We start from the raw sequence: 21799 nt of genomic DNA, 5'->3' as shown, positions 1-21799 counted from the left end.
AAGCGACAAAACTAACTTTAAACCAACCGCATTGAGCCAACTAAAAAAAGGAGCTTTACTTACGTACTTAAAAATCTTTTTGATTAACGTTATTGGGATTATGATAACTCCATTGATAGTTAGTTATTTAGGTAAGGATGAGTACGGTATATTTAATGCAATTGGTGCTTTAATCGGTACAATTGCATTACTCGATTTCGGATTGACCAATACGGTAGTTCGTTTTGTAGCTAAATATAGAGCAGAGAAAGATAAAAAGGGGGAAGAGAATTTCTTAGGAACGGTTAGGATACTTTATTTCGCGGTTTCTACATTGGTGGTTATTTCTGGAACTATATTTTACTTCTTTATTGATACCTACTTTACGAAGTTTAATCCCGAAGAACTAAGAATTGCAAAAATGATGTTTGTTATTCTAGTTTTTAATTTAGCAATTCAGCTTCCTGGAATGATATTTACTGGGATTTGTAAAGGATATGAAAAATTTGTTTTTCCAGAATCTGTTGGGATCATTCGATATATTCTAAGATCTTTAACTATTGTAGCCGTCTTATTTTTTGGAGGAAGAGCTATCGCTTTAGTAATTGTAGATACCGTGTTTAATATTCTGACGATTTCAGTATCTGCCTATTATGTGCTGGTTAAACTAAAAGTAAGATTTAAATTACATCAATTTTCTAAAGATTTTATTAGAGAAATTTTCAAATATTCTAGCTGGATTTTTCTATTTGCAATTGTAAATATGTTACAATGGAAATCAGGTAGTTGGGTTTTAGGTGCTATTAGTATACCAAAAGTTTTAGGTATTTACGGAATAGGAATCGCATTAGGAACGTATTACGGCGCTTTCTCTACAGCAATTTCAAGTGTGTTTTTACCAAGAGCAACACAGATGTCGGTTAATAATGCTACTGGAGAAGAGCTAACTAATATGATGATTAAACTTGGAAGATTATCCTTTATTATATTGATGTATATTTTTGGGGCTTTTATGTTATATGGAGAACAGTTTATTAGCCTTTGGGTTGGTGGAGGAGATTCTTCTGCAGATGGCAGGTATGGAATAGAAGAATGTAGAGAAATTTATATGATTGCTCTAATTATTATGATAGGGTATACACTACCTTTATTACAAGCTTTTGGGAATTCTATATTAGAAGCGAAGAATAAATTATCGTTCAAGGCGATTCTTTATCTAGTGTTTATGATTTTTGGAGTTGTTGTTGGTGGTTTTCTAGCAATGAAGCACAGTGCAGTAGGAATGATAGTTGGGCTTGTCGGTGGATGGATGATTGTACAGAATGTGATGAATTTTTATTATCATAATAAAATTGGATTGAATATTATACGATTTTTTAAAGAGTTATTTCATAAGGTTTTATTGGTAGTTTTACTGGTAGTAACCGTAGGGTATTTTATTAACTATATTCCTGGAGAGGGATGGTTTAACTTTATAGCTAAAGGAGTTTCATATACCATTGTTTTTTCGATTATGATGTATTTTGTCGGTATGTTGGAATATGAAAGAGAATTATTCAGAAAACCTATAGTTTCATTATTGAAACGAAAATAAATTTAAAAATGGATACACTAAAGCTACATGCAATTACATATTCAGAAGATGGTCGTAAGATTAACTATGAATATTCGGTAGATGCTAATATCCAAAAATTATTTACTGATAATGAGTTGTTTTACGTAAAATATCAAATAGATGTTAGTGAAACTCCATTAAGTATTGCGGTAATTCCATTTTTGTCCAATGTATTACCAATGGCTTGGTTTGCTGGTTTTACCATTGAGGTGGATGAAGTAGATGAAGATTTTTATAATGCGCAAGAGAAAATAAAACAAGAATTTGTTAAAAGAGATAGTTCTAGTAGTTTTGAAGGAACATTGGTTGCAAAAAAGTTAATAAAAAATTCAATAGAAAAATCTAAGTCATCAATGCTTTTTAGTGGAGGAGTAGATGCGTTTGCAACATATATTAGAATCTATGACCAAAAACCGGATTTAATAACACTTCACGGAGCTGATATTACAATCAAGGATAAAGAGCAATGGAATGATTTTACGGATTTTATTGAGAACGAAGAGCTTTTAAATGATAATAATAAGGAGTTTATAGAAACGAATCTTAGAGATTTTTATACCTATCAAGTAGAACTGTTGTTAAATGATATTGGATGGTGGGGAAAAGTACAACATGGATTAGCTCTTGTAGGTTCGATTGCACCTTTGTCATTTGTAAATAAATATGGTTCAGTTCATATTGCTTCTTCTTATACAGATCATATAGATATTGACTGGGGATCAACACCTGAGATTGATGAGAAGATTACTTGGGGATCTGGTTTTAAGGTATTTCATGATGGGTATGAACTAAAAAGGCAAGATAAGGTAGACTTGATTGCCAAATTTGCATCAGAGAAAGATAAAAGATTTCGATTGCGTGTTTGCTATTCTGAAAAAAGAACGGAGTTTAACTGTAGCTACTGCGAAAAATGTTTTAGAACAATACTAGGATTGATACTTAATAATCAAAATCCTAATGAATATGGATTTAATGTTGACAGTAGTGTTTATGATAAAATTTATCAAATATTACATATAGGTTCCGGAAGCAAGGGAGTAAAATACTTCTGGTGGGAACTTATGGAAAAGGCTAAAAATGTGGATACTTTCTTTGTTTTTGATGATCTTGAAACCGAAACTAAACATATGAATGATTTTAGAAACGGTAAGGTGGACAGGCTTTTAGAAGAAAAATTAAATAATGCAAATAAAGGAACAAACAGATTGAAATTTATTATCAGAAATAAGTTCCCTTGGTTGCAAAAGATATATAGAAAATTCAAATAGATAAAAACTAGGTAAATTGTAGAATTCATGAAATACGGACTACTTACATACGATGAGAATAAAAATTTCTTTAATGTTGGAGATAATATTCAAAGTTTAGCAGCTAAACAATTTTTACCAAAAGTTGATACGCTATTAAATAGAGAACGATTAGGAGAATACAAGGGAGATCCAATAAAGTTAATAATGAATGGGTGGTTTACACACAATATTCATAATTGGGTTCCTTCAGAAGATATAGATCCTGTATTCGTATCTTTTCATATGAACAATACTGCTGCTCCTGCAATGTTAAGCGAAAAAGGTATTGCTTATTTAAAGAAGCACGAACCGATTGGATGTAGAGATCAATTTACTGCAGATACATTAAAAGCGAAAGGTATTGATGCGCATTTTACAGGATGCCTTACATTAACATTGGATTCTTATAAAGTTGATGATTCAGAAAGAGGAGATGATATTTATATCGTAGATCCTTTATACAGTTACCCAAGAGCCGAAAAAGTATTTTATAACACAAAGATTACGATAAAAAATATTCTTAATGGATCGGCTTTTAAATTAGGAAAGAAGAATAAACATATCAAAAAATTTATCAGTAAAGAAGTATTAGATACAGCAACATTTATTAATCAAGAACCACCTTCTAATACCTACACAGATGAAGAAAAGTTTGATATGGCCGTAGATTTATTGAATAAATATGCAAGAGCAAAACTTGTTATTACCTCTAGAATTCATTGCGCATTGCCTTGTTTAGCAATGGGAACACCTGTAATTTTTGTTAACGGTTTTGATAGTTTTGTAGATTCTTGTCGATTTGATGGTATTCTAGAATTATTTAATAGAATTGATATTGACAGTAAAACCGGATCATATACTTCTAATTTTGGATTAGAAGGAAAAATAACCAACGATACAACCGTAAAAAACCTCGAAAAACACCACGAACTTGCCAATGCATTAAAAGAAAAAGTTACTAATAAAATCTAATCAACCGCACAAACGATGAAAAGGGTATTCAAAAAACTGTTAAAAGATAGATTCTTTACAGCTCCAAAAAAAATGCAACAAAAACACACTGCATTTAGCAAAGAGCAATTAGAAGAATTAACAAAATCGCTTAAAGAAAATTATTTAGACAGAGGAAACACTAAAAGTAGATTGTCCACTGAAGAATATAATCAAGCGATAAGTGGACAGCTTTTTGAACGCCTATATTATAATAGAAATAGAATAGCTCCTTGGTTACATAGTGTTAAGGACTTAAATGGAGCAAGTATTTTAGAAATTGGATGTGGGACTGGTATTTCTACGTTAGCTTTAAGCGAGCAAGGGGCCAAAGTAGTTGGTGTCGATGTTGATGCAGGAGCTTTAGAAGTAGCTAAAGATAGAATGAAGATTGCAGGATATGAAGCAGAGTTGCATCATGTGAATGGAGAGGAAATAGAAAAGAATTTTAAGGATCAAAAATTTGATTTTATTATCTATTATGCTGTATTGGAGCATATGACTGTTAGTGAACGATTAGAATCTTTAAAACAAGCCTGGGGTATGTTATCAAAAGGTGGATATCTAGCGGTTATTGAAACGCCTAATAGATTGTGGTACTATGATTCGCATACTGCTGCATTACCCTTTTACGATTGGCTACCGGATGATTTAGGATATTATTATTCTAAGTTTTCTAGTAGAAAAAATTTCAAAGATTCTTATAGAGAATTAGATGATGAAAGTATGATGAAATTTAAAAGATGGGGGAGAGGAGCAAGTTATCATGAGTTCGAAGTAGCGATTGCGCCTTTAAATGAAATAAACGTGGTTAGTAGTTTAATGAAATTTGAAAAGTCTGCTTTTTTGAAAGTAGGTTTTAAAGGATTACGATATATTAAGTTTTTAAAATCACTGAATAAAAATTTAACCAGCGGATTCTGTTATCCTTATTTGGATATTGTAATAAAAAAATAATAAATAGATCAGACATTTTCTAAAGTCAAACTTGATGAAACTTGTATATATTGTTAATCGTATAGATGGTCCTGGTGGACTGGAAAGGGTACTTTCTATTAAAGCTAGTAAACTTGCCGAAGATTATAATTACGATATACATATAGTTACATTAAATCAAGAAACCAAGGACTTGTTCTACGATTTCAGCCTTAAAATTTCATATCATAACGTGCGAGCGAAAGGTAATCCGATATCTAGAATGTACAGATATGCTTCTGGTTTGCGTAGTGTTATTAGGGGTTTAAACCCTGATATAATTGCTGTATGTGATGATGGTCTAAAAGGTTTTTTCGTTCCTTTAATACTAGGAAAACCTTGTCCTATGATTTATGAAAGGCATGTTTCTAGAAGTGTAGAGATTAAAAAAGGGAAAAGATCTATTATCAAAAGAATCACAACCGCTACTAAGTTTGGTTTCATGAATTTTGGAGGAGCATACTATGATCATTTTATAGTATTAACAAAAGGAAACCTTAATGAATGGTCTTTTAAAAATCTTAAGGTAATTCCTAATCCTTTATCATTTTATCCTGAGTCAAAAAGTACACTTGAAAATAAAAAAGTACTTGCCGTAGGTAAGCATAGTTTTCAAAAAGGATATGATCGATTGTTAAAGAGTTGGAAACAAGTTGTATCAAAATACCCTGATTGGACACTAGATATATATGGCACTATTAGTGAATCAGAAGGTTTAGCAGTATTAGCGGAGAACTTAGATATAACAAAGACAATTAATTTTTATCCTCCTGTAAAAAACATAGCAGAAAAATATGAACAAGCTTCCATCTATACAATGTCTTCACGATTTGAAGGTTTTGGTATGGTGCTTACAGAAGCTATGGCGTATGGTGTTCCTTGTATTTCATTTGATTGTCCGTATGGACCGTCTGATATTATAACAGATACAGAGAATGGACTTTTAATAGAAAACGGAGATATTGATGCTTTTGCAGAAGGGATAATTGCCATAATAGAGAATGAAGGGAAAAGAAAATCTATGGGGCTTAAGGCAAAAGAAGCAGTAAAAAAATACTTACCTGAGACTATTGCAGAAGAATGGGATCAGTTATTCTCTAATTTAATGAATCCAAGATCAGAATGAAAATAGTCTTTATTATTGATCAAGTATATCTACACGGAGGAATAGAAAGAGTACTTTCTATAAAAGCTAATTATTTAGCGGAACAAGAAGGTAATGAAGTTCATATTATTACAACAGAACAAAAAGAAGAAAAACCCTGTTACACTTTTGATCAAAGAATAATTTTTAGAGATCTAGGGATTAATTATAATCGAAGGAAATCTTATTTTCATCCAAAAAATCTTAAGAAACTACCTAAACATATTTCTAAAACTAAAGCTGTATTAAAAGATATAAACCCGGACATCGTAGTTGTTTGTAGTCATAGTGTAGATACGTATTTTGTGCCATTTATAGTTAAGGGTATTCCAAAAGTAAAAGAGTTTCATTATTCCAGATTTATTGAGAAGGAAAAGCGGAAAAATCCGAGTTTCTTTAAAAAATATTTTTTCAAGTTTGCGGATTACGTAGAGTCAAAATACGATAGGTTGGTTATTCTAAATAAAGACGAATCCAATTACTACAAGAGTAACAATACTATAGTTATCCCTAACCCGTTAACTTTTTATCCAGATAATGTATCAGACCTTTCTAATAATAGGATTATTACAGCAGGAAGAATTGCTGCTGTGAAAGGGTATGATATTTTGATAGATATTTGGCAAGAGTTTTCGAAAATCCGAAAAGATTGTGAGCTTGATATTTTTGGTAGTGGAGAAGCTAATTATGTAAGGAAACTTCAGGATAAGATTGATGCTGCAGGTATACAGGGTTCTATTAAGTTAATGGGGTCAACAGATAAAATTAAGGAAGAGATGATGCAATCATCAGTTTTTGTGATGACATCTCATAATGAGTGTTTTCCTTTAGTTTTATTGGAGGCACAAGCTTGTGGGTTACCAATTGTATCTTTTGATTGTCCATATGGACCAAGAAATATTATTGACGAAAATACAGGTGTCCTGATACCTCCATATGATAATAATACATTTGTAGATCAGCTTAATAAATTAATGAGTGATCGAGATCGTATACAGGAAATGGGTAAGAATGCTAGAGAAAATGCAAAGAACTACCAGTTAGATGCTGTGATGACTCTTTGGCAAAAAATGTTTAATGATTTAATACCAAAGAAATGAGATCATTAATTTTAAATATATATAAAATCTTTTTGTTGCCTCATGTATTCGTTTATAAGACGAGTAAAAATAGAGGGATTATTGATATGGATATAGATAGGTGGGCAACTGCTAAAGGAACAAAAGGAAGTAAGATATCATTACTTTTAAATTTTTTAGCAAACTCTCCAGATTTTAGAACATTATTCTATTTCAGAAATAGAGGTATTGTATCGATTTTACTCAACATTTACTGTAAGAAAGAAAAGTATTTTAGAATTGATATTAGTACAAAATTAGGAGGAGGTGTGTTAACAGGACACCCTTATAGTACTATCTTAAATGCAGATTCAATTGGAGAAAATCTATATGTAAATCATTTGGTTACTGTAGGAGAAGTAAATGGAAAAAGACCTACAATTGGTAATAACGTATCTATCTACACGGGAGCTATTATTATTGGAGATATTAAGATTGGTAATAATTGTTCAATAGGTGCCGGTTCTGTGGTTGTTAAGGATGTTCCGGACAATTGCGTTGTAGTTGGAAATCCAGCAAGAATTATTAAGCAAGATGGTAAAAAAGTATAATTTTATATTTTTATAAAAAACAAAAGAGAAGATCTTAAAAAGTGAAGCAAAATAGTAATAACATAACGGTTAAAATTAATTAGTAGAATGAACACTTTTGTGCCTTTAGAGTTTTACTACCCGTTGTATATTAATTTATGCTTCTTTTTGGTTGTTTTTACATTACTACATACCCGACTGTTACAGATTAATGAGCACAAAAATATCGTGTTTGTAAACTTTTCGGGTTATTTTCTATTGATCTTTTTAATTTTATATATTGGTCAACGACCAATTAGTGGGATTTTTGGGGATACCGTCAATTATATAGTCACATTTGATAGATATAGATTAGGAGGAGATATTCCTGAGGTAAATGATTACGGTTGGCATGTGTTTATGAAAACATTGGCACAGATTGTATCAGCCCATACTTTTTTTACGATTTGCGCATTTATATACATTTTTCCACTATATAAAATATCAAAAACATTATTTGGTCAGTATTGGTACTATTCTTTTGTGATGTTTATTGTTTCATTTTCATTTTGGACATATGGAGTGAATGGTATGCGTAACGGAGCCGCGACATCGCTTTTTTTATGGGGATTATGCTATCACCGAAATAAGGTTGTTATGGGGCTATTCTTTCTCGCTGCTACCTTTTTTCATAAAACATTGTTCTTGCCAATTTTCGCTTATGTAATTACTAATTTTTATAACAATCCTAAAGTGTTTTTTAAAGGATGGTTAGCTTGTATTCCATTGTCATTAGTAATGGGAAGTTTATGGGTTACGCTTTTTGCTAGTTTAGGTTTTGGAGATGATCGACTTACTGGATATTTAACATCAGAAGTAGATGCAAATGCATTTGCTAGTACTGGATTTAGATGGGATTTTTTATTTCATAGTGCTTTTGCTGTATTTGCAGGATGGTACTTTATTTATAAAAAGAATTTTGAAGATAAATTTTACTTCCAATTGCTTAATACATATTTGATTTGTAATGGTTTTTGGATTTTAGTTATAAAAGCAAACTATTCTAATAGATTTGCTTATCTATCTTGGTTTATGATGGCAATAATAATCATATATCCATTTTTGAAGAAACAATTTTTTAAAGACCAGCATTTTATGATAGGGAAAGTAATGCTGGCCTATTTTTCTTTTACATATATGATGTACTATTTATATTGGGGATAATCACTAACAACAAATTAACTAATGAAAACTATAACCGTTTTTACACCAACCTATAACAGAGCTTACTGTTTGCATAAGTGCTATGAGAGTTTAATCAAGCAGTCTAACCAGGATTTTGTTTGGTTAATTATTGATGACGGTTCTACTGATGATACAGAAACGTTGGTGTCTTCTTGGATTAAGGAAGGAAAAATTGATATACAATATCATTATCAAGAGAATCAAGGGATGCATGGAGGGCACAATGCTGCGTATAGATTGACAGAAACTGCACTAAACGTATGTATTGATAGTGATGATTGTATAGGAGAAGAAGCAATAGAAAAAATTCTTGTTGCTTGGGAAAAAATAAAGGACAAACCCGAATTTGCTGGATTGGTAGGCTTAGATGCCGATCCTGAAGGAAAAATTATAGGAACTAAAATTCCTGAGCATATAAAAGAAACTACACTATATGATTTATATAACGTACATAAAGTACTTGGAGATAAAAAGTTAGTGTACAGAACTGAGGTTGTAAAAAAATACCCTGCGTATCCTATTTTCGAAGGAGAACGTTTTGTTCCTCTAGGGTATTTGTATCAATTAATAGATCAAGATTATAAATTACTACCTATTAATGAAGTGTTATGCGAGGTAGAGTATATGCAAGATGGATCTAGTATGAATATCTTAAAACAATATAGAAGACATCCTAAAGGTTTCGCTTTTTCTAGAAAAAGTAGAATGAAACTAGCGGAAAATTTTAAAGATCAATTTAAGAATGCAATTCATTATGTATCGAGTGCAATTTTTACTAAAAATGGATCTTTTATTAGTGAATCTCCAAAAAAAATGACAACTGTTTTAGCTATACCATTTGGAATACTATTAAACCTATATATAAGATATAAAACAAAAGGAGAATTCTAATGGGGGCAATACGTGTTTTGCAAGTTTTTACGATCATGAATAGAGGAGGAGCGGAATCTATGATCATGAATTATTATAGAAAGATAGATAAAGATAAAGTACAATTTGACTTTTTGGTGCATAGGAAAGAAAAAGCTGCTTTTGATGACGAAATTGAGAGTCGAGGAGGCAAAATATATAGATTTGATCCTATAAACCCACTCTTTCCAGGAGACTATTACCAAAAACTTAGATTGTTTTTTAAAGAACATAAAGAGTATGATGTCGTGTATTCTCACTTAAATACTTTTAGTTGTTTTCCTCTTAAAATAGCTAAAGAGTTTGATATTCCTTGTAGAATTGCACACGCGCATATTGCAATTGATGATGTTAGTTTTATGTCATTATTTTCTAATAAGGAAAGTAAAAAAGAAACTTTTAAGAAATTAATCAAACTTCAGCTTAAAAAGAAGGTAAAGAAAGATGCTACGCATCTATTTTCTTGTGGAGATAAAGCTGGGAAATGGTTATTTGGAAATAGTACTTCATTTATTACCATGAATAATGCGATTGATACAGAAAAGTTTGCCCATAATTCAGTGGTAGCAAATAAATATAAGGAAGAGTTTAATTTAAAGAATCGTTTAGTAATTGGTCATGTAGGACGTTTTGCTAGTCAAAAAAACCATGCTTTTTTATTAAAAATTTTCTCAGCTGTATTGAATGAAAAACCAGATTGTGATTTGGTTATGATAGGAGATGGTCCTCTTAGAAAAGTAATTGAAAAAGAAGTAGAGAATTTAGGGATTCAAAATAATGTACATTTTTTAGGAGTGCGAGCAGATGTACCCGAATTATTTCAAATGTTTGATGTGTTCGTTTTTCCATCTTTTTATGAAGGATTGCCGGTTACATTGATTGAGGCGCAAGCTGCAGGAATTAAAGTTTTTGCTTCGGATAGTATTACTACAGAAGTTAGCCTTACCGATGATATAGAATTTTTGTCTATTGATAAACCTGCGGAATATTGGGCCGGAAAAATAATCGAGACGGATGCTTCCAAAAAGAATGACAATACAGAAAAAATAGTAAAAGGAGATTATGACATCGTTTCGAACACTAAAAAAATTCATGAATTTTATAAAGAACAAGTAAGACGGTAGTTATGGGAAAGTTGCAAGAGAAAATTTATAATAATTTGCCTTATCCATTTAAGTTTATATTACTCAATATTAAGGCTTTTCAAAATTCTAAACAGCGATATACAAAAGAGTTTGATGCGTTCTTAAAAGAGTATGTTGATTTGTGGAATGCGGATAGTAAAACAATAGATGCATATCAAAAGAGTAGATTAGTTCTCTTATTATCCGAAGCTTTTAATTACTCTGATTGGTATAGCGAAAAAATGAAGGAATTAGGAATAACACTTAAGGATATAGAGGAGAATCCTTACAATGCTCTTAAGCAAATGCCGATTCTTACCAAAGCAGAACGTAAAAAGAATCCAGATGTTTTGGTTAATAAAAGCCGAAATACTGATGGTGTTGGTTATACCAGCGGAACATCAGGCGCTCCTACCATTAATTATTTAGATAAGGAATCAATCAATAGATCATTTGCCTTATGGAGAAGGTTTCATAAAGCGATTGGTCTAGAAACAAAGAGGGTGAAACAAGTTAGGTTTTCTGGAAGGTTAATTGTAAAACCAGATTCTAAAAAACCGCCATTTTGGGTATATAATTATTTCGAGAATCAACTACTAATGTCTACATATCATTTAACAGATGATAATTTAGGTCATTATGTAAAAAAACTAAATCGTTTTAAACCTATTTTGTTAGATGGATATCCATCTGCTATTTATATTATTAGTAGGTTCATTAATAAGAATAATTTGACATTAAACTTCACTCCAAAAGCAATTGCAGTTACGGCAGAAACATTGTATGATTATCAACGACTGGAGATCGAGAAGGCATTTAATTGCCACGTATATAATCAATACGCTTCTAGTGAAGGTAGTCCTTTTATTACCGAATGTACTCAAGGTAATTTGCATTTAAATACAGATTCAGGAATTTTTGAGTTTATAAATAATAAAGGAGAAAAAGCAAAGGCTGGAGAAGTTGCTCAATTAGTAGTTACGAGTTTTACAAATCTTAAAACACCTTTGATTCGATATAATATAGAAGATACAGTGTTACTTTCTGAAGCAGGGAAGACCTGTGACTGTGGATGTCTAATGCCAATGATAGAGAAATTGACAGGTAGAGAAGATGATATATTATGGACCAAAGAAAAAGGATATGTTGGTAGAATGGATACAGCATATAAAGGTCTAGAAGGAATAGTAAAAAGTCAAATTGTACAAGAAAGCCCTAATGAGATTATAGTTAATTTGATTGCTGATGAAAAGTTTGATGATCACATGAGGCAAAAACTTATATACAATATGAAGGATAGATTAGGTGAAACCATAAACTATCAAATACATGTTGTTGAGGATATTCCATTAGGACCAAATGGAAAATTTGATGCAGTAAAAAGAAATTTTACAATAGAGATTTAAAGAACTCATTTAGATCATGTATTTTAATTCTTTTGATTTTTTAATATTTCTCCCAATTGTTTTTGTTGTTTATTGGCTCTTCCAGAAAGGCAACCTTCAATTTCAAAATATAATATTGTTAATTTCAAGTTATATTTTTTATGGTTGGTGGGATTATAGGTTTTTAGCATTAATTGCTTTAAGTACTATAGTAGACTATTTGGTAGGTATCAAAATAAACCTTTGTGATGTTCAAAAATTAAGGAAAAGATGGCTTTTAGTAAGTATTTTTTTTAATTTAGGTGTGTTATCATTTTTTAAATATTGCCACTTTTTTATTGATTCTTGGGTTGACTTATGTAGTTCTATAGGTTATGATATACAGGATGTTACAACCTTAAATATTATTCTTCCGGTTGGTATTTCTTTTTATACTTTTCAAACGATGTCTTATACAATTGATGTTTATCGAGGTAAACTACAACCTACAAGAGATTTTATATCCTTTGCGGCTTTCGTTTCCTTTTTTCCACAGTTAGTGGCAGGACCAATTGAAAGAGCAACACATTTATTACCACAGTTTTTAGAAAAAAGAAAATATACAAAAGAGTCAATTTCTTATGGAATAAAACTAATTATATGGGGTTTTTTTTTAAAACTAGTAGTTGCCGATAGAACCGCTATTTATGTAAACTCTGTTTATAATAATGTCGAGTATCATGATGGTTTAAGTTTAGTTTTTGCAACTATTTTATTTGCATTTCAAATTTATGGTGATTTTGCAGGGTATTCTTTAATAGCAATAGGAACTGCAAAACTTTTTGGATTTGATTTAATGACGAATTTTAAAAGGCCTTATTTTTCTGCATCAATTCATGAATTTTGGAATAGGTGGCACATTTCTTTATCTACATGGTTTCGTGATTATTTATATATACCCTTAGGAGGGAATCGTGTTGGTAGATACCGATGGTTTTTTAATTTATTCATTACATTTTTAATAAGTGGTTTATGGCATGGAGCTAAGTGGACATTTGTTATATGGGGAGCTATTAATGGGGTTTATTTGATCATAGAAATACTTTGTAGCGGTAAAAAAAGAAAAGGAGTTTTTAGTATTATAAGTACTTTTTGTTTTATAAGTTTTGCTTGGATATTTTTTAGAGCTAATAGTGTAGGTGATGCCTTTTACATTATTAATAAAATTTTCACTAAACCCGGTAAGTTATATATTGGCAGTGGTGATGATATAGCTGCTTCTATATATGCTGTATTGGCTATACTTTTATTAGTTATACTTGAACTTAAAAGAGAATATTGGAACAATAATACATTCGTAGCTGTTATTACAAAAAGTGAAGTTGGAAGGATGTTTATATATGCGACCTTAATATATTTAATTCTTTATTTAGGTGTTTTCGGACATAGCCAATTTATTTATTTTCAATTTTAAGGATTCATTTATGAAAGGATACACTTCTATATTTTCAAAAATCATAAAGTTTGTAATAATTATTTTGATTGTAGATGTACTTTTAGGAGTAGTTAGTAATCATGTGTTTTTTTTACAAGAAACGGGTAAATATGCCAGAGCTAATCACGCAATCTATGAAACAGAAGCAGAAGTATTGATTTTTGGAAGTTCACACGCGCATAGACATTATGTTCCTGAAGTTTTGGAGAAACAATTTAATACTACGGCCTATAATGCTGGTGCAGAAGGGCAACAGTTGTTATATCATTTAGCATTGCAAGAAATGCTTCTAAAACGTAGCACTCCTGGTTTGTTTATTCTTAATATAGATGAAGATTTTTTGTATTCTTCTGATATTGCTTATGATAGACTTAATGACTTACATCCATATTATAGCGAATTTAAAGATGAGCTAAGACCATTATTTAGATTAAATTCTAAATTTATAGATGTAGAGATGTTTTTTAAATCATATTTATTAAACTCTACAATCATTCATATACTTCGATATTATGCGTCTCCTCAAAAAGATTATAATGGGTATAGACCTCTTCATGGTACATTACGTAAGGACCAGATCAACTCTCATTTAATAAATGTTAGTGATCAAGATCAAGAAATTGATGAAAACTTTGTTTCTGCTTTAAGACAGTTTATAGATAATTCAAAATCTAATAATATCGATTTAGTTTTTGTAATTTCTCCAACGTTAAGAAAGATTAGTTCTAATAATAAATCTTTAACATTAATTAATGAAATTGCTGATAAAGAGGAGATACGTGTATTAGACTTTTCTCAGGATAAAAATTTTAATAATCGATTAGATTTGTTTCATGATCCATCACACCTTAATGATAAAGGAGCAAGGTATTTTACTAAACTTGTTTCTGAACATATAAATCAATAAAATAACATTCATAATAAAAAAAAGGGATATCATATTTGACATCCCTTCTTAATTATATATACAAAAGGTTAATTCTTATCTAGTAGCACATGTATTACCACTTAACACAATAGCGTTAGGGGTATCCGAGTTATTATTAATACAATCGAATCTTTCAGCACCTGATGGTTCCAAAATATTATTATTAGTAATAGAAACGTCAGAATGAGATCCATATAATCTTATTCCATCACTATCGTTAGGATCTATTTTAGTATTTGAAGAGATATCAATATTAGCAGAAGTGCCTAATTCAATACCACCTGTTACTTCATTATTTTTAAATGTAATACCATTGGCATTATTGATAGTAATTTTCTTAGAATTCAAGAATTTATTTCTTTCAAAAGAAATTGTATATCCATTAGATTCCGTAGTATTATTAAATCCTGTAAGGAACAAATGAAATCCACCAGCAGTAACTTCATTTTCATTAATACTAGTATTATTTACAAAAGTATTTGTAGCACTAATCCCAGTTCCATTAACATTGATAATGTTATTGTGAAACATAGAATCCGAAGTATCTTTTAATTGAATTCCTATTTCACCATTAGTAATTGTATTGTCATGAACATTAATATCATTGGTATCAGTTGCAATTCCTATCGCATACCCTACAATGCTATTATCTGCTATTTCATTATCAAAAACTGTTTCACTATGACTACCTGCGGCAAAAATTGCAAATCTTTCTGCAGCAGCAGCAGACGCATTAAACCTGTTATTTGTAATTTTTGTACCAGAAGCCAATGAGATAATACATCTAGTTTCTATATCATTATCATCAATTGTTATGTCTTGACCAATTGTAGCAGCTGTAAAACCAACTCTACTATTGATTTCGGTATTTCTTGTAATAAGAATATCAAAAGCTCTTTCATTTTCCATAAGAACACCATTAGCGTCTCTAGTTCTAAAAGCCTCTATATTAATAGCATACCCAACTTCACCTCCATCAGAACCAGACATTGGCTGACCTACATTGGTAAAGGTATTTCCTTCGATTAATATATCACTACCATCAGTAAGAGCAATACCCATTCTTCTAATATTTGTAAAAGAACAATTGATAACTTTGATACCATATGTTGGCACATAATCAGGGTTAAATCTGAAACCTAAAGAATAAATTGCAAGAGCACCTTTCGATCCTTCTACAAAATTAACACCATCTATGGTTACATTTCTTCCAGAATGAACATGAAGAAGGTGAGTTCCATATAAACCAACATCATCAGCTGCATACTCACGAACATTTCGATCACCAATTATATTTCCTCCAGAGATTGTAACATTATCAGAATCTCTAACAGCTAAAACCGCACCGTTTGCAATTCTTGATCCTGCAGGAAATTGACGTAAATTGGTGCTATTGGACATTTTTAAATGAAAGTCAGATGGTACATTAATAGCTTCTACAGAAGCATAAAAATTCTGATCTGCTGTAGTACTAGTTACTTTGGTAGTTTCGAAAAATGCATCAAAAACATTAGTTTCAAAAGTTGTTCCACCCATTTCTTTAATCCGGATCATTAAATTTTCGAACTCAGCAGTATTTTTCAAAGCAATATCAGATGTAGTCTGTCCCTGAACAATATTTTCCCATCTGGTTGCTGTAAACTTAAATATTGGATCTTTAAGATTTACAGTACCTTCAGTTCCTAATTTAGAATTTAAAAGTCTACCATCAATAGTTCCTCCAGAGAAAACTAGAGTACCATTAAAAATATCACCACCATCAAAATCAAATGTTACATTTGGCGGTAAATTAATAGTTTGTCCTTCTAAATCTAATAGACAGTCAATTGTTACTGTAGAGTTAGCAGCTAGACCAGAAAGATCAAAATCACATAAAGTATCCGAGACAATCTCATCATCTTCTTCCTCTTCTTGATCGTCGTCTTCGTCTTCAATAACTTCTTCTTCTTCAGAAATTACATCTTCGATGTTTTCCGTACTACAAGCAAAGAAGCTCATAGTAAATACAATTAATAGAAAATAGGGTAACTTTTTCATTTTGGTTGGGGGGTGTTTTTGGTTTTTAATTTCATTTTTAACGGAGTTTCATCGATACTATTGTGCATTATGTCGAAAAAAAATGTTAAAATTTACAAATCTTAATCAATTGATAATTAAACAATTAAACAGTTATGGGTTTACCGTAATTCTTTTTGATATCGAGATCAAAACCTGATTTGTAATTAGAAAAAGTTATAGGATTACTGATGGAGGGTGTATGAGTCATAAATTTAATGGGTTTATTCCCCAATAAAAGGAGTATGTCTGTGAGTTTTTTCTTTCTTTTATGTTCTAAATTAGATCTTTGAATCTAAAATGTTTTCCAATATATATAATATATGTATGTTAAAAAAGAATATAAATAAAAACTTTAATAGCCTGTTATATCTATATATTTGCACCGAAAACATACATTTTTAATAAACAAGTGAAAAATAAGGGTAAGATTATTCGTGTAACCACTGTTCCTAGGTCTCTAGGAGGATTACTTCAAGGACAACTAAAGTTTATGTCTCAATATTATGAGGTGATAGGTGTTTCTAGTAAAGATGAAAATATTTTAGATAGAGTAGCCAAACAAGAAGGAATAGAGGTAATTCCTATTGAAATGACTCGTAAAATTACTCCTATTCAGGATCTAAAAGCTGTTTACAAATTATACAAGGTTTTTAGAAAAGAAAAGCCTGATATTGTCCATAGTCATACTCCTAAAGCTGGAACGTTATCTATGTTGGCAGCAAGATTGGCTGGAGTTAAACATAGATTACATACTATTGCTGGATTACCATTGTTAGAAGCTACTGGAGCAAAAAGATTGTTATTAGATACAGTAGAAAAAATGACATACGCTTGTGCAACTATGATATACCCTAATTCTTTTGGTCTTAATGATATCATTTTAGAAAATAAATATACTCGAGCAAAAAAATTGAAAGTAATCGGAGAGGGAAGCTCTAATGGTATAGATACAGCTCATTTTGATCCTTCTAAGTATACAGATCAAGATAACGCAAAGTTACGTAAAGAGCTTAGTATTGATGAGAAGGATTTTGTTTTTGTATTTGTTGGAAGATTTGTAAAAGATAAAGGGATTAATGAGTTGATGACTTCTTTTAAGAAGTTAAATACCGAAAATAAGCAAACAAAATTATTGCTTGTAGGAACGTATGAGAGAGATCTTGATCCACTATTACCAGAAACAGAAAATGAGATTGATAATAATCCTAATATTATTTCTGTTGGTTGGCAAAATGATGTTAGACCATTTTTTTCTATATCTGATGCTTTAGCATTTCCTAGTTATAGAGAGGGTTTTCCTAATGTTGTAATGCAAGCGGGATCTATGGGTTTACCGAGTATTGTTACTAATATTAATGGTTGTAACGAAATTGTTTCAGAAAGTGTAAATGGTACTATTATACCAGTTAAAAGTTCTGAAGCACTTTATGACTCCATGAAGAAGTTTGTATCTGACAAAAAATATGCTGACGAGTTGTCCTTGAAAGCAAGAGACATGATATGCCAACGATATGAACGAAAACAAGTTTGGAATGCAATTTTAGAAGAATATCGACAATTGTGATCATATGTTCACAACATTCTCCCGATTATAATTAAGTATATAAAGTAATATTGTCCCAGTTTATGAAAATAATAAAACTAATTTCTTTAAACAGATTCGTATTTTTTGTTATTCTATTTCATTCGTTTTATAAAAATTATTCCCAAGTTAATAACGATACAATTACAGCATACAAATATTTTGAAAAAGGAAATTACTTTTTATTGGAAAAAAAAGCAGATAGCTCTATTACCTATTTTAAAGAAGCATTAAATATTTATAGGGAAAATAAATCTTGGAAACAGGTTGCAAGTTGCTATAATAAAATTTCTGAGAATTACGGAAATTCAATGAAATTTGATAAATCTTTGGATAATATTAAAAAAGCTTTACATATAAGTTCTACGTATCTAGAAAAAGATAATCCGGAAAAAGCCAATGCTTATGATAATCAGGGGGTTTATTTTCAGGGTTTATCTAATTATGATGAAGCATTGATTTATTTTCAAAAAGCATTGGATATAAGAAAGAAATTGTTTCCCGAAAATCATCTTGATTTAGCCATATCTTATAGCAATTTGGCAATGTTCAATTACAGAATTAATAAATATAAGTTAGCATTAGAATATAATGAAAAAGCAATCGCTATAAGGTTAAGAGAATTAGGCTCAGATCATATAAAAATTGGGTTTAATTATAATGTTACTGGTATAATTTATAGTGATTTAGGGAAATATGAAAAGGCATTAGAATATTATAATAAGTTTTTAAATATTGTTGTCAAAAATTTTGGGGATAATCATCTCTATGTAGGACAAGTTAACCTTAATGCTGGTTTGACCTCATTTAGAATGATGAGATATGAATATGCACTAAAATGTTATGAAAAAGCCTTAACAATTTACAAAAATGAAAATTTCTTAAATGGACAGAAAATATTATACCTTAATACTGGCATAGTTTTTTATCAAAAAGGGGAGTACGATAAAACACTAGAATATCTAAGGAAAAGTTTGAATTTAGGTCTTAAAATTCATGGTGAAAAGCATCCTCATTCTGGAAGTATATATAGAAATATGGGGAGGGTCTGTTTTTATAATGAAGATTATGATCAAGCTCTAAAATATTATAATAAAGCTCTAATACTTTCTAAATCAATTTTTGGTGAGAATCATACTAGTATTCAAACGGTATATTTATATATGGGAGATCTTTATTTTAAAATAAAAGAATATAATAGAGCAATAGAATATTATAAAAAATCTATTGAGATTGGTAATTCATTATTTGGAAAACATCGTGCGATTGCATCAGCATTTGAGTTTATAGGAAATGTTTATAGTGAAATGAAGAGCTATGAAGAAGCACAATTATATTATCAAAAGGGATTAAATTTATTACTTAATGAATTTAGTGAAGAGCATCCTATAACTTCAGATTTTTATTTAGCAATAGCTAAAGTTTATCACAATCAAAAAAAGTACAAAAAAGCAATTAAATATTTTAATAAGTCATTATTAGCAAATACTAAGGATAAAAAAACTATCAGTAAAGATGGTTTTGATCCAGGTAATTTCTATGATTTGCAAAAAATATTAATGACATATTACAACAAAGGAAAAACGTTAAATGCAATATTTGTTAAAAATAAAGATCTGAATTATTTAAATGAATCTTTAAGTATATACGATAAAATAGATATAGTTATTGATAGGATTCGCAGTACTTCCAATAATTATAAGGATAAAGTGGCATTTGCAAAACAGACAAAAGAAATTTATACAGATGTTATAAATTCGCAAATGTTATTTTATGAAGAAACAAAAAATAAAGAAAGGTTGTTGAATGCTTTTTATTATTCGGAGAAAAGTAAAGGAAACACACTTAAACAGTTATTGAAAGATTCATATGCTAAAAATTCTATTGTTCCTTCAGAAATAATTAACCTAGCTGAAAATCTTAAAAGAAAAAGAGCGTTTTATAAAGGACAGATTATTTCTTCTTCTCTAAATAACCCTATTGATACAATAAGAATAACAGAAAATGAAATAAAACTATTTGATGTTAATCGAAAAGAAGATTCATTACTAAAAATATTGGAAAAAAATTACCCTAAGTATCATCAAATTAAGTATAAAAAGGAAATTATTTCAGTTGCCAATATTCAAGAAAAATTAAATAAAAATACTACTTTAATAGAGTTTTTTACTACTGATAATGATTTGATTTATGCTTTTGTGATTTCCAAAAACACCATTTCCGTAAAAGAATTATTGTTAGAAAACCCTAAGAAAAAGGTTGAAGAATTTCATGAAAGTATTACCACAAAAGATTTAGTTAAATACCAAAAATATTCTAGTCAATTATATTTTAAGTTAATAAAACCCTTTGAAAATGATCTTGTAGGAGATCGATTGATAATTGTTCCAGATGGATTTTTGTGGCATATTAATTTTGATTTATTATTAACACAAAATGATAGATCTAATGATCCGGAACAATTTTCATATTTTCTCAAGGATTATGCAATTAGTTATGCCAATTCTTCTAATCTATTGTGGACATCTTTTAAAAATGATATAAATCCTGATATGTTACAAGAGGAGTGTCTTGCCTTTTCCTATTCAGAAAGTTTCTTTAATTCAAAAGATAATATAGGAGCTGCTGATATACTTAGGGATTTACCTGGTACTCGTAAAGAGATTAAAGAAATCTCTAAAATTGTTGATGGAAAATATTATTATGATTCTCAATCTACTGAAGCTAACTTTAAGAAATATGCTGGAAAATATGGTATTTTACATTTAGCGCTTCATGGGGTGATTGATAACCAAAACCCAGAGAATTCTAAACTTTTTTTTACAAATAATAACAATACGGAAGAAGATAATTTACTGTATAGCCATGAATTAATGATGTTAAATATTCCTTCGGATCTAGCAGTTCTTAGTGCCTGTAATACAGGTTCTGGTAAAATAGCCAAAGGTGAAGGAATAATGAGTTTGGGGAATGCCTTTCAGTATGCAGGAACTAAAAGCTTATTATTAACGAATTGGTCAGTATCAGACGAAACTACTCCAAAGTTAATGGAGTATTTCTATTCTAATCTTAAAAAAGGTATGAGTAAAGATAAAGCACTTCAAAATGCTAAATTAAAATTTCTTAATACTACTACTATTGATTATAAGGCCCCTTTTTATTGGGGAGGATTTTACCTTATTGGAGATTCTTCACCAATTCCTTTTAAGAATAGTACTTTATTATATTGGATTTTTGGTTGTGGAATTTTAAGCGTGTTAATATTATTAACAATAATAAAGTATAACAAAAAACACAACGAATTGTAATTTCATTTTTCCTTTAGTTTTTAGAAACAATTTCTTATTTTACCCAAAACAAGAAAAGTAAATAACATCGTCATAATTTAGATTGATAAAATATAGTATTACCCACAATATGTTTTATCTTAGTTTCATCTATTATACACACAATATCAATATGTGACTTTGATTAT

16 protein-coding genes are annotated in these 21799 nt (G+C 30.1%); 15 read left to right on the top strand and 1 reads right to left on the bottom strand.

Features of this window, described 5'->3' with window-relative positions:
• Positions 1–31: 31 nt before the first annotated feature.
• The 13 genes from NMK29_RS09595 to NMK29_RS09535 all read left to right on the top strand — a co-directional run bounded on the left by NMK29_RS09595 (position 32) and on the right by NMK29_RS09535 (position 14663).
• A complete protein-coding gene (locus tag NMK29_RS09595) occupies positions 32–1573 on the top strand; it encodes an oligosaccharide flippase family protein (RefSeq protein WP_108804101.1) in 1542 nt (513 codons plus the stop codon).
• Between the two features lie 8 nt (positions 1574–1581).
• A complete protein-coding gene (locus NMK29_RS09590; RefSeq protein WP_108804102.1) occupies positions 1582–2862 on the top strand; it encodes a hypothetical protein in 1281 nt (426 codons plus the stop codon).
• 27 nt (positions 2863–2889) lie between these two features.
• Positions 2890–3855 carry a polysaccharide pyruvyl transferase family protein gene (locus tag NMK29_RS09585; RefSeq protein ID WP_108804103.1) on the top strand — a complete coding sequence of 322 codons (966 nt, stop codon included), beginning with the start codon at positions 2890–2892 and terminating at the stop codon, positions 3853–3855.
• Positions 3856–3870: 15 nt separating this feature from the next.
• Positions 3871–4830 carry a bifunctional 2-polyprenyl-6-hydroxyphenol methylase/3-demethylubiquinol 3-O-methyltransferase UbiG gene (locus NMK29_RS09580; RefSeq protein ID WP_108804104.1) on the top strand — a complete coding sequence of 320 codons (960 nt, stop codon included), beginning with the start codon at positions 3871–3873 and terminating at the stop codon, positions 4828–4830.
• A 34-nt stretch (positions 4831–4864) separates the two neighbouring features.
• On the top strand, positions 4865–5974 hold the full coding sequence (locus tag NMK29_RS09575) for a glycosyltransferase family 4 protein (protein ID WP_108804105.1): 1110 nt from the start codon (positions 4865–4867) through the stop codon (positions 5972–5974).
• Positions 5971–7092, top strand: coding sequence for a glycosyltransferase family 4 protein (locus NMK29_RS09570; RefSeq protein WP_108804106.1), 1122 nt, complete (start codon positions 5971–5973; stop codon positions 7090–7092). Before NMK29_RS09575 ends, NMK29_RS09570 begins: the two co-directional genes overlap by 4 nt.
• Positions 7089–7661, top strand: coding sequence for a serine O-acetyltransferase (locus tag NMK29_RS23840; RefSeq protein ID WP_108804107.1), 573 nt, complete (start codon positions 7089–7091; stop codon positions 7659–7661). Before NMK29_RS09570 ends, NMK29_RS23840 begins: the two co-directional genes overlap by 4 nt.
• Before the next feature lie 87 nt (positions 7662–7748).
• Positions 7749–8843: an EpsG family protein gene (locus tag NMK29_RS09560; protein ID WP_108804108.1), complete on the top strand. Its 1095-nt coding sequence runs from the start codon at positions 7749–7751 to the stop codon at positions 8841–8843.
• A 21-nt stretch (positions 8844–8864) separates the two neighbouring features.
• Entirely contained in the window at positions 8865–9755 is an 891-nt protein-coding gene (locus NMK29_RS09555; protein ID WP_108804109.1) for a glycosyltransferase family 2 protein, read from the top strand.
• Positions 9755–10897 (top strand): glycosyltransferase family 1 protein, encoded by a 1143-nt coding sequence (locus NMK29_RS09550; protein WP_108804110.1) that lies wholly within the window; start codon positions 9755–9757, stop codon positions 10895–10897. The genes NMK29_RS09555 and NMK29_RS09550 overlap by 1 nt, the downstream gene beginning before the upstream one ends.
• Before the next feature lie 2 nt (positions 10898–10899).
• Positions 10900–12303: a phenylacetate--CoA ligase family protein gene (locus NMK29_RS09545; protein ID WP_108804111.1), complete on the top strand. Its 1404-nt coding sequence runs from the start codon at positions 10900–10902 to the stop codon at positions 12301–12303.
• A 115-nt stretch (positions 12304–12418) separates the two neighbouring features.
• Positions 12419–13735, top strand: a complete 1317-nt coding sequence (locus NMK29_RS09540) for an MBOAT family protein (protein ID WP_369863014.1) — start codon at positions 12419–12421, stop codon at positions 13733–13735.
• 10 nt (positions 13736–13745) lie between these two features.
• On the top strand, positions 13746–14663 hold the full coding sequence (locus NMK29_RS09535) for a hypothetical protein (RefSeq protein WP_159092270.1): 918 nt from the start codon (positions 13746–13748) through the stop codon (positions 14661–14663).
• 75 nt (positions 14664–14738) lie between these two features.
• Here the strand turns inward: NMK29_RS09535 and NMK29_RS09530 are convergent, their stop codons facing one another.
• A complete protein-coding gene (locus tag NMK29_RS09530; protein WP_108804114.1) occupies positions 14739–16721 on the bottom strand; it encodes a NosD domain-containing protein in 1983 nt (660 codons plus the stop codon).
• A gap of 430 nt (positions 16722–17151) precedes the next feature.
• On the opposite strand from NMK29_RS09530, the gene NMK29_RS09525 reads away from it, so the two are divergent.
• Complete coding sequence (locus tag NMK29_RS09525) at positions 17152–18306, top strand: glycosyltransferase family 4 protein (RefSeq protein ID WP_234424291.1); 1155 nt, start codon at positions 17152–17154, stop codon at positions 18304–18306.
• 203 nt (positions 18307–18509) lie between these two features.
• Entirely contained in the window at positions 18510–21632 is a 3123-nt protein-coding gene (locus NMK29_RS09520) for a CHAT domain-containing tetratricopeptide repeat protein (RefSeq protein WP_159092271.1), read from the top strand.
• The last annotated feature ends 167 nt before the right edge of the window (positions 21633–21799 follow it).

Origin of the sequence: Aquimarina sp. Aq107, from assembly GCF_943733665.1 — a bacterium.
Lineage (GTDB): Bacteria > Bacteroidota > Bacteroidia > Flavobacteriales > Flavobacteriaceae > Aquimarina.
Note: the sequence above shows the minus strand (reverse complement) of the source record. Positions and strands in the feature narration are given on the sequence as shown.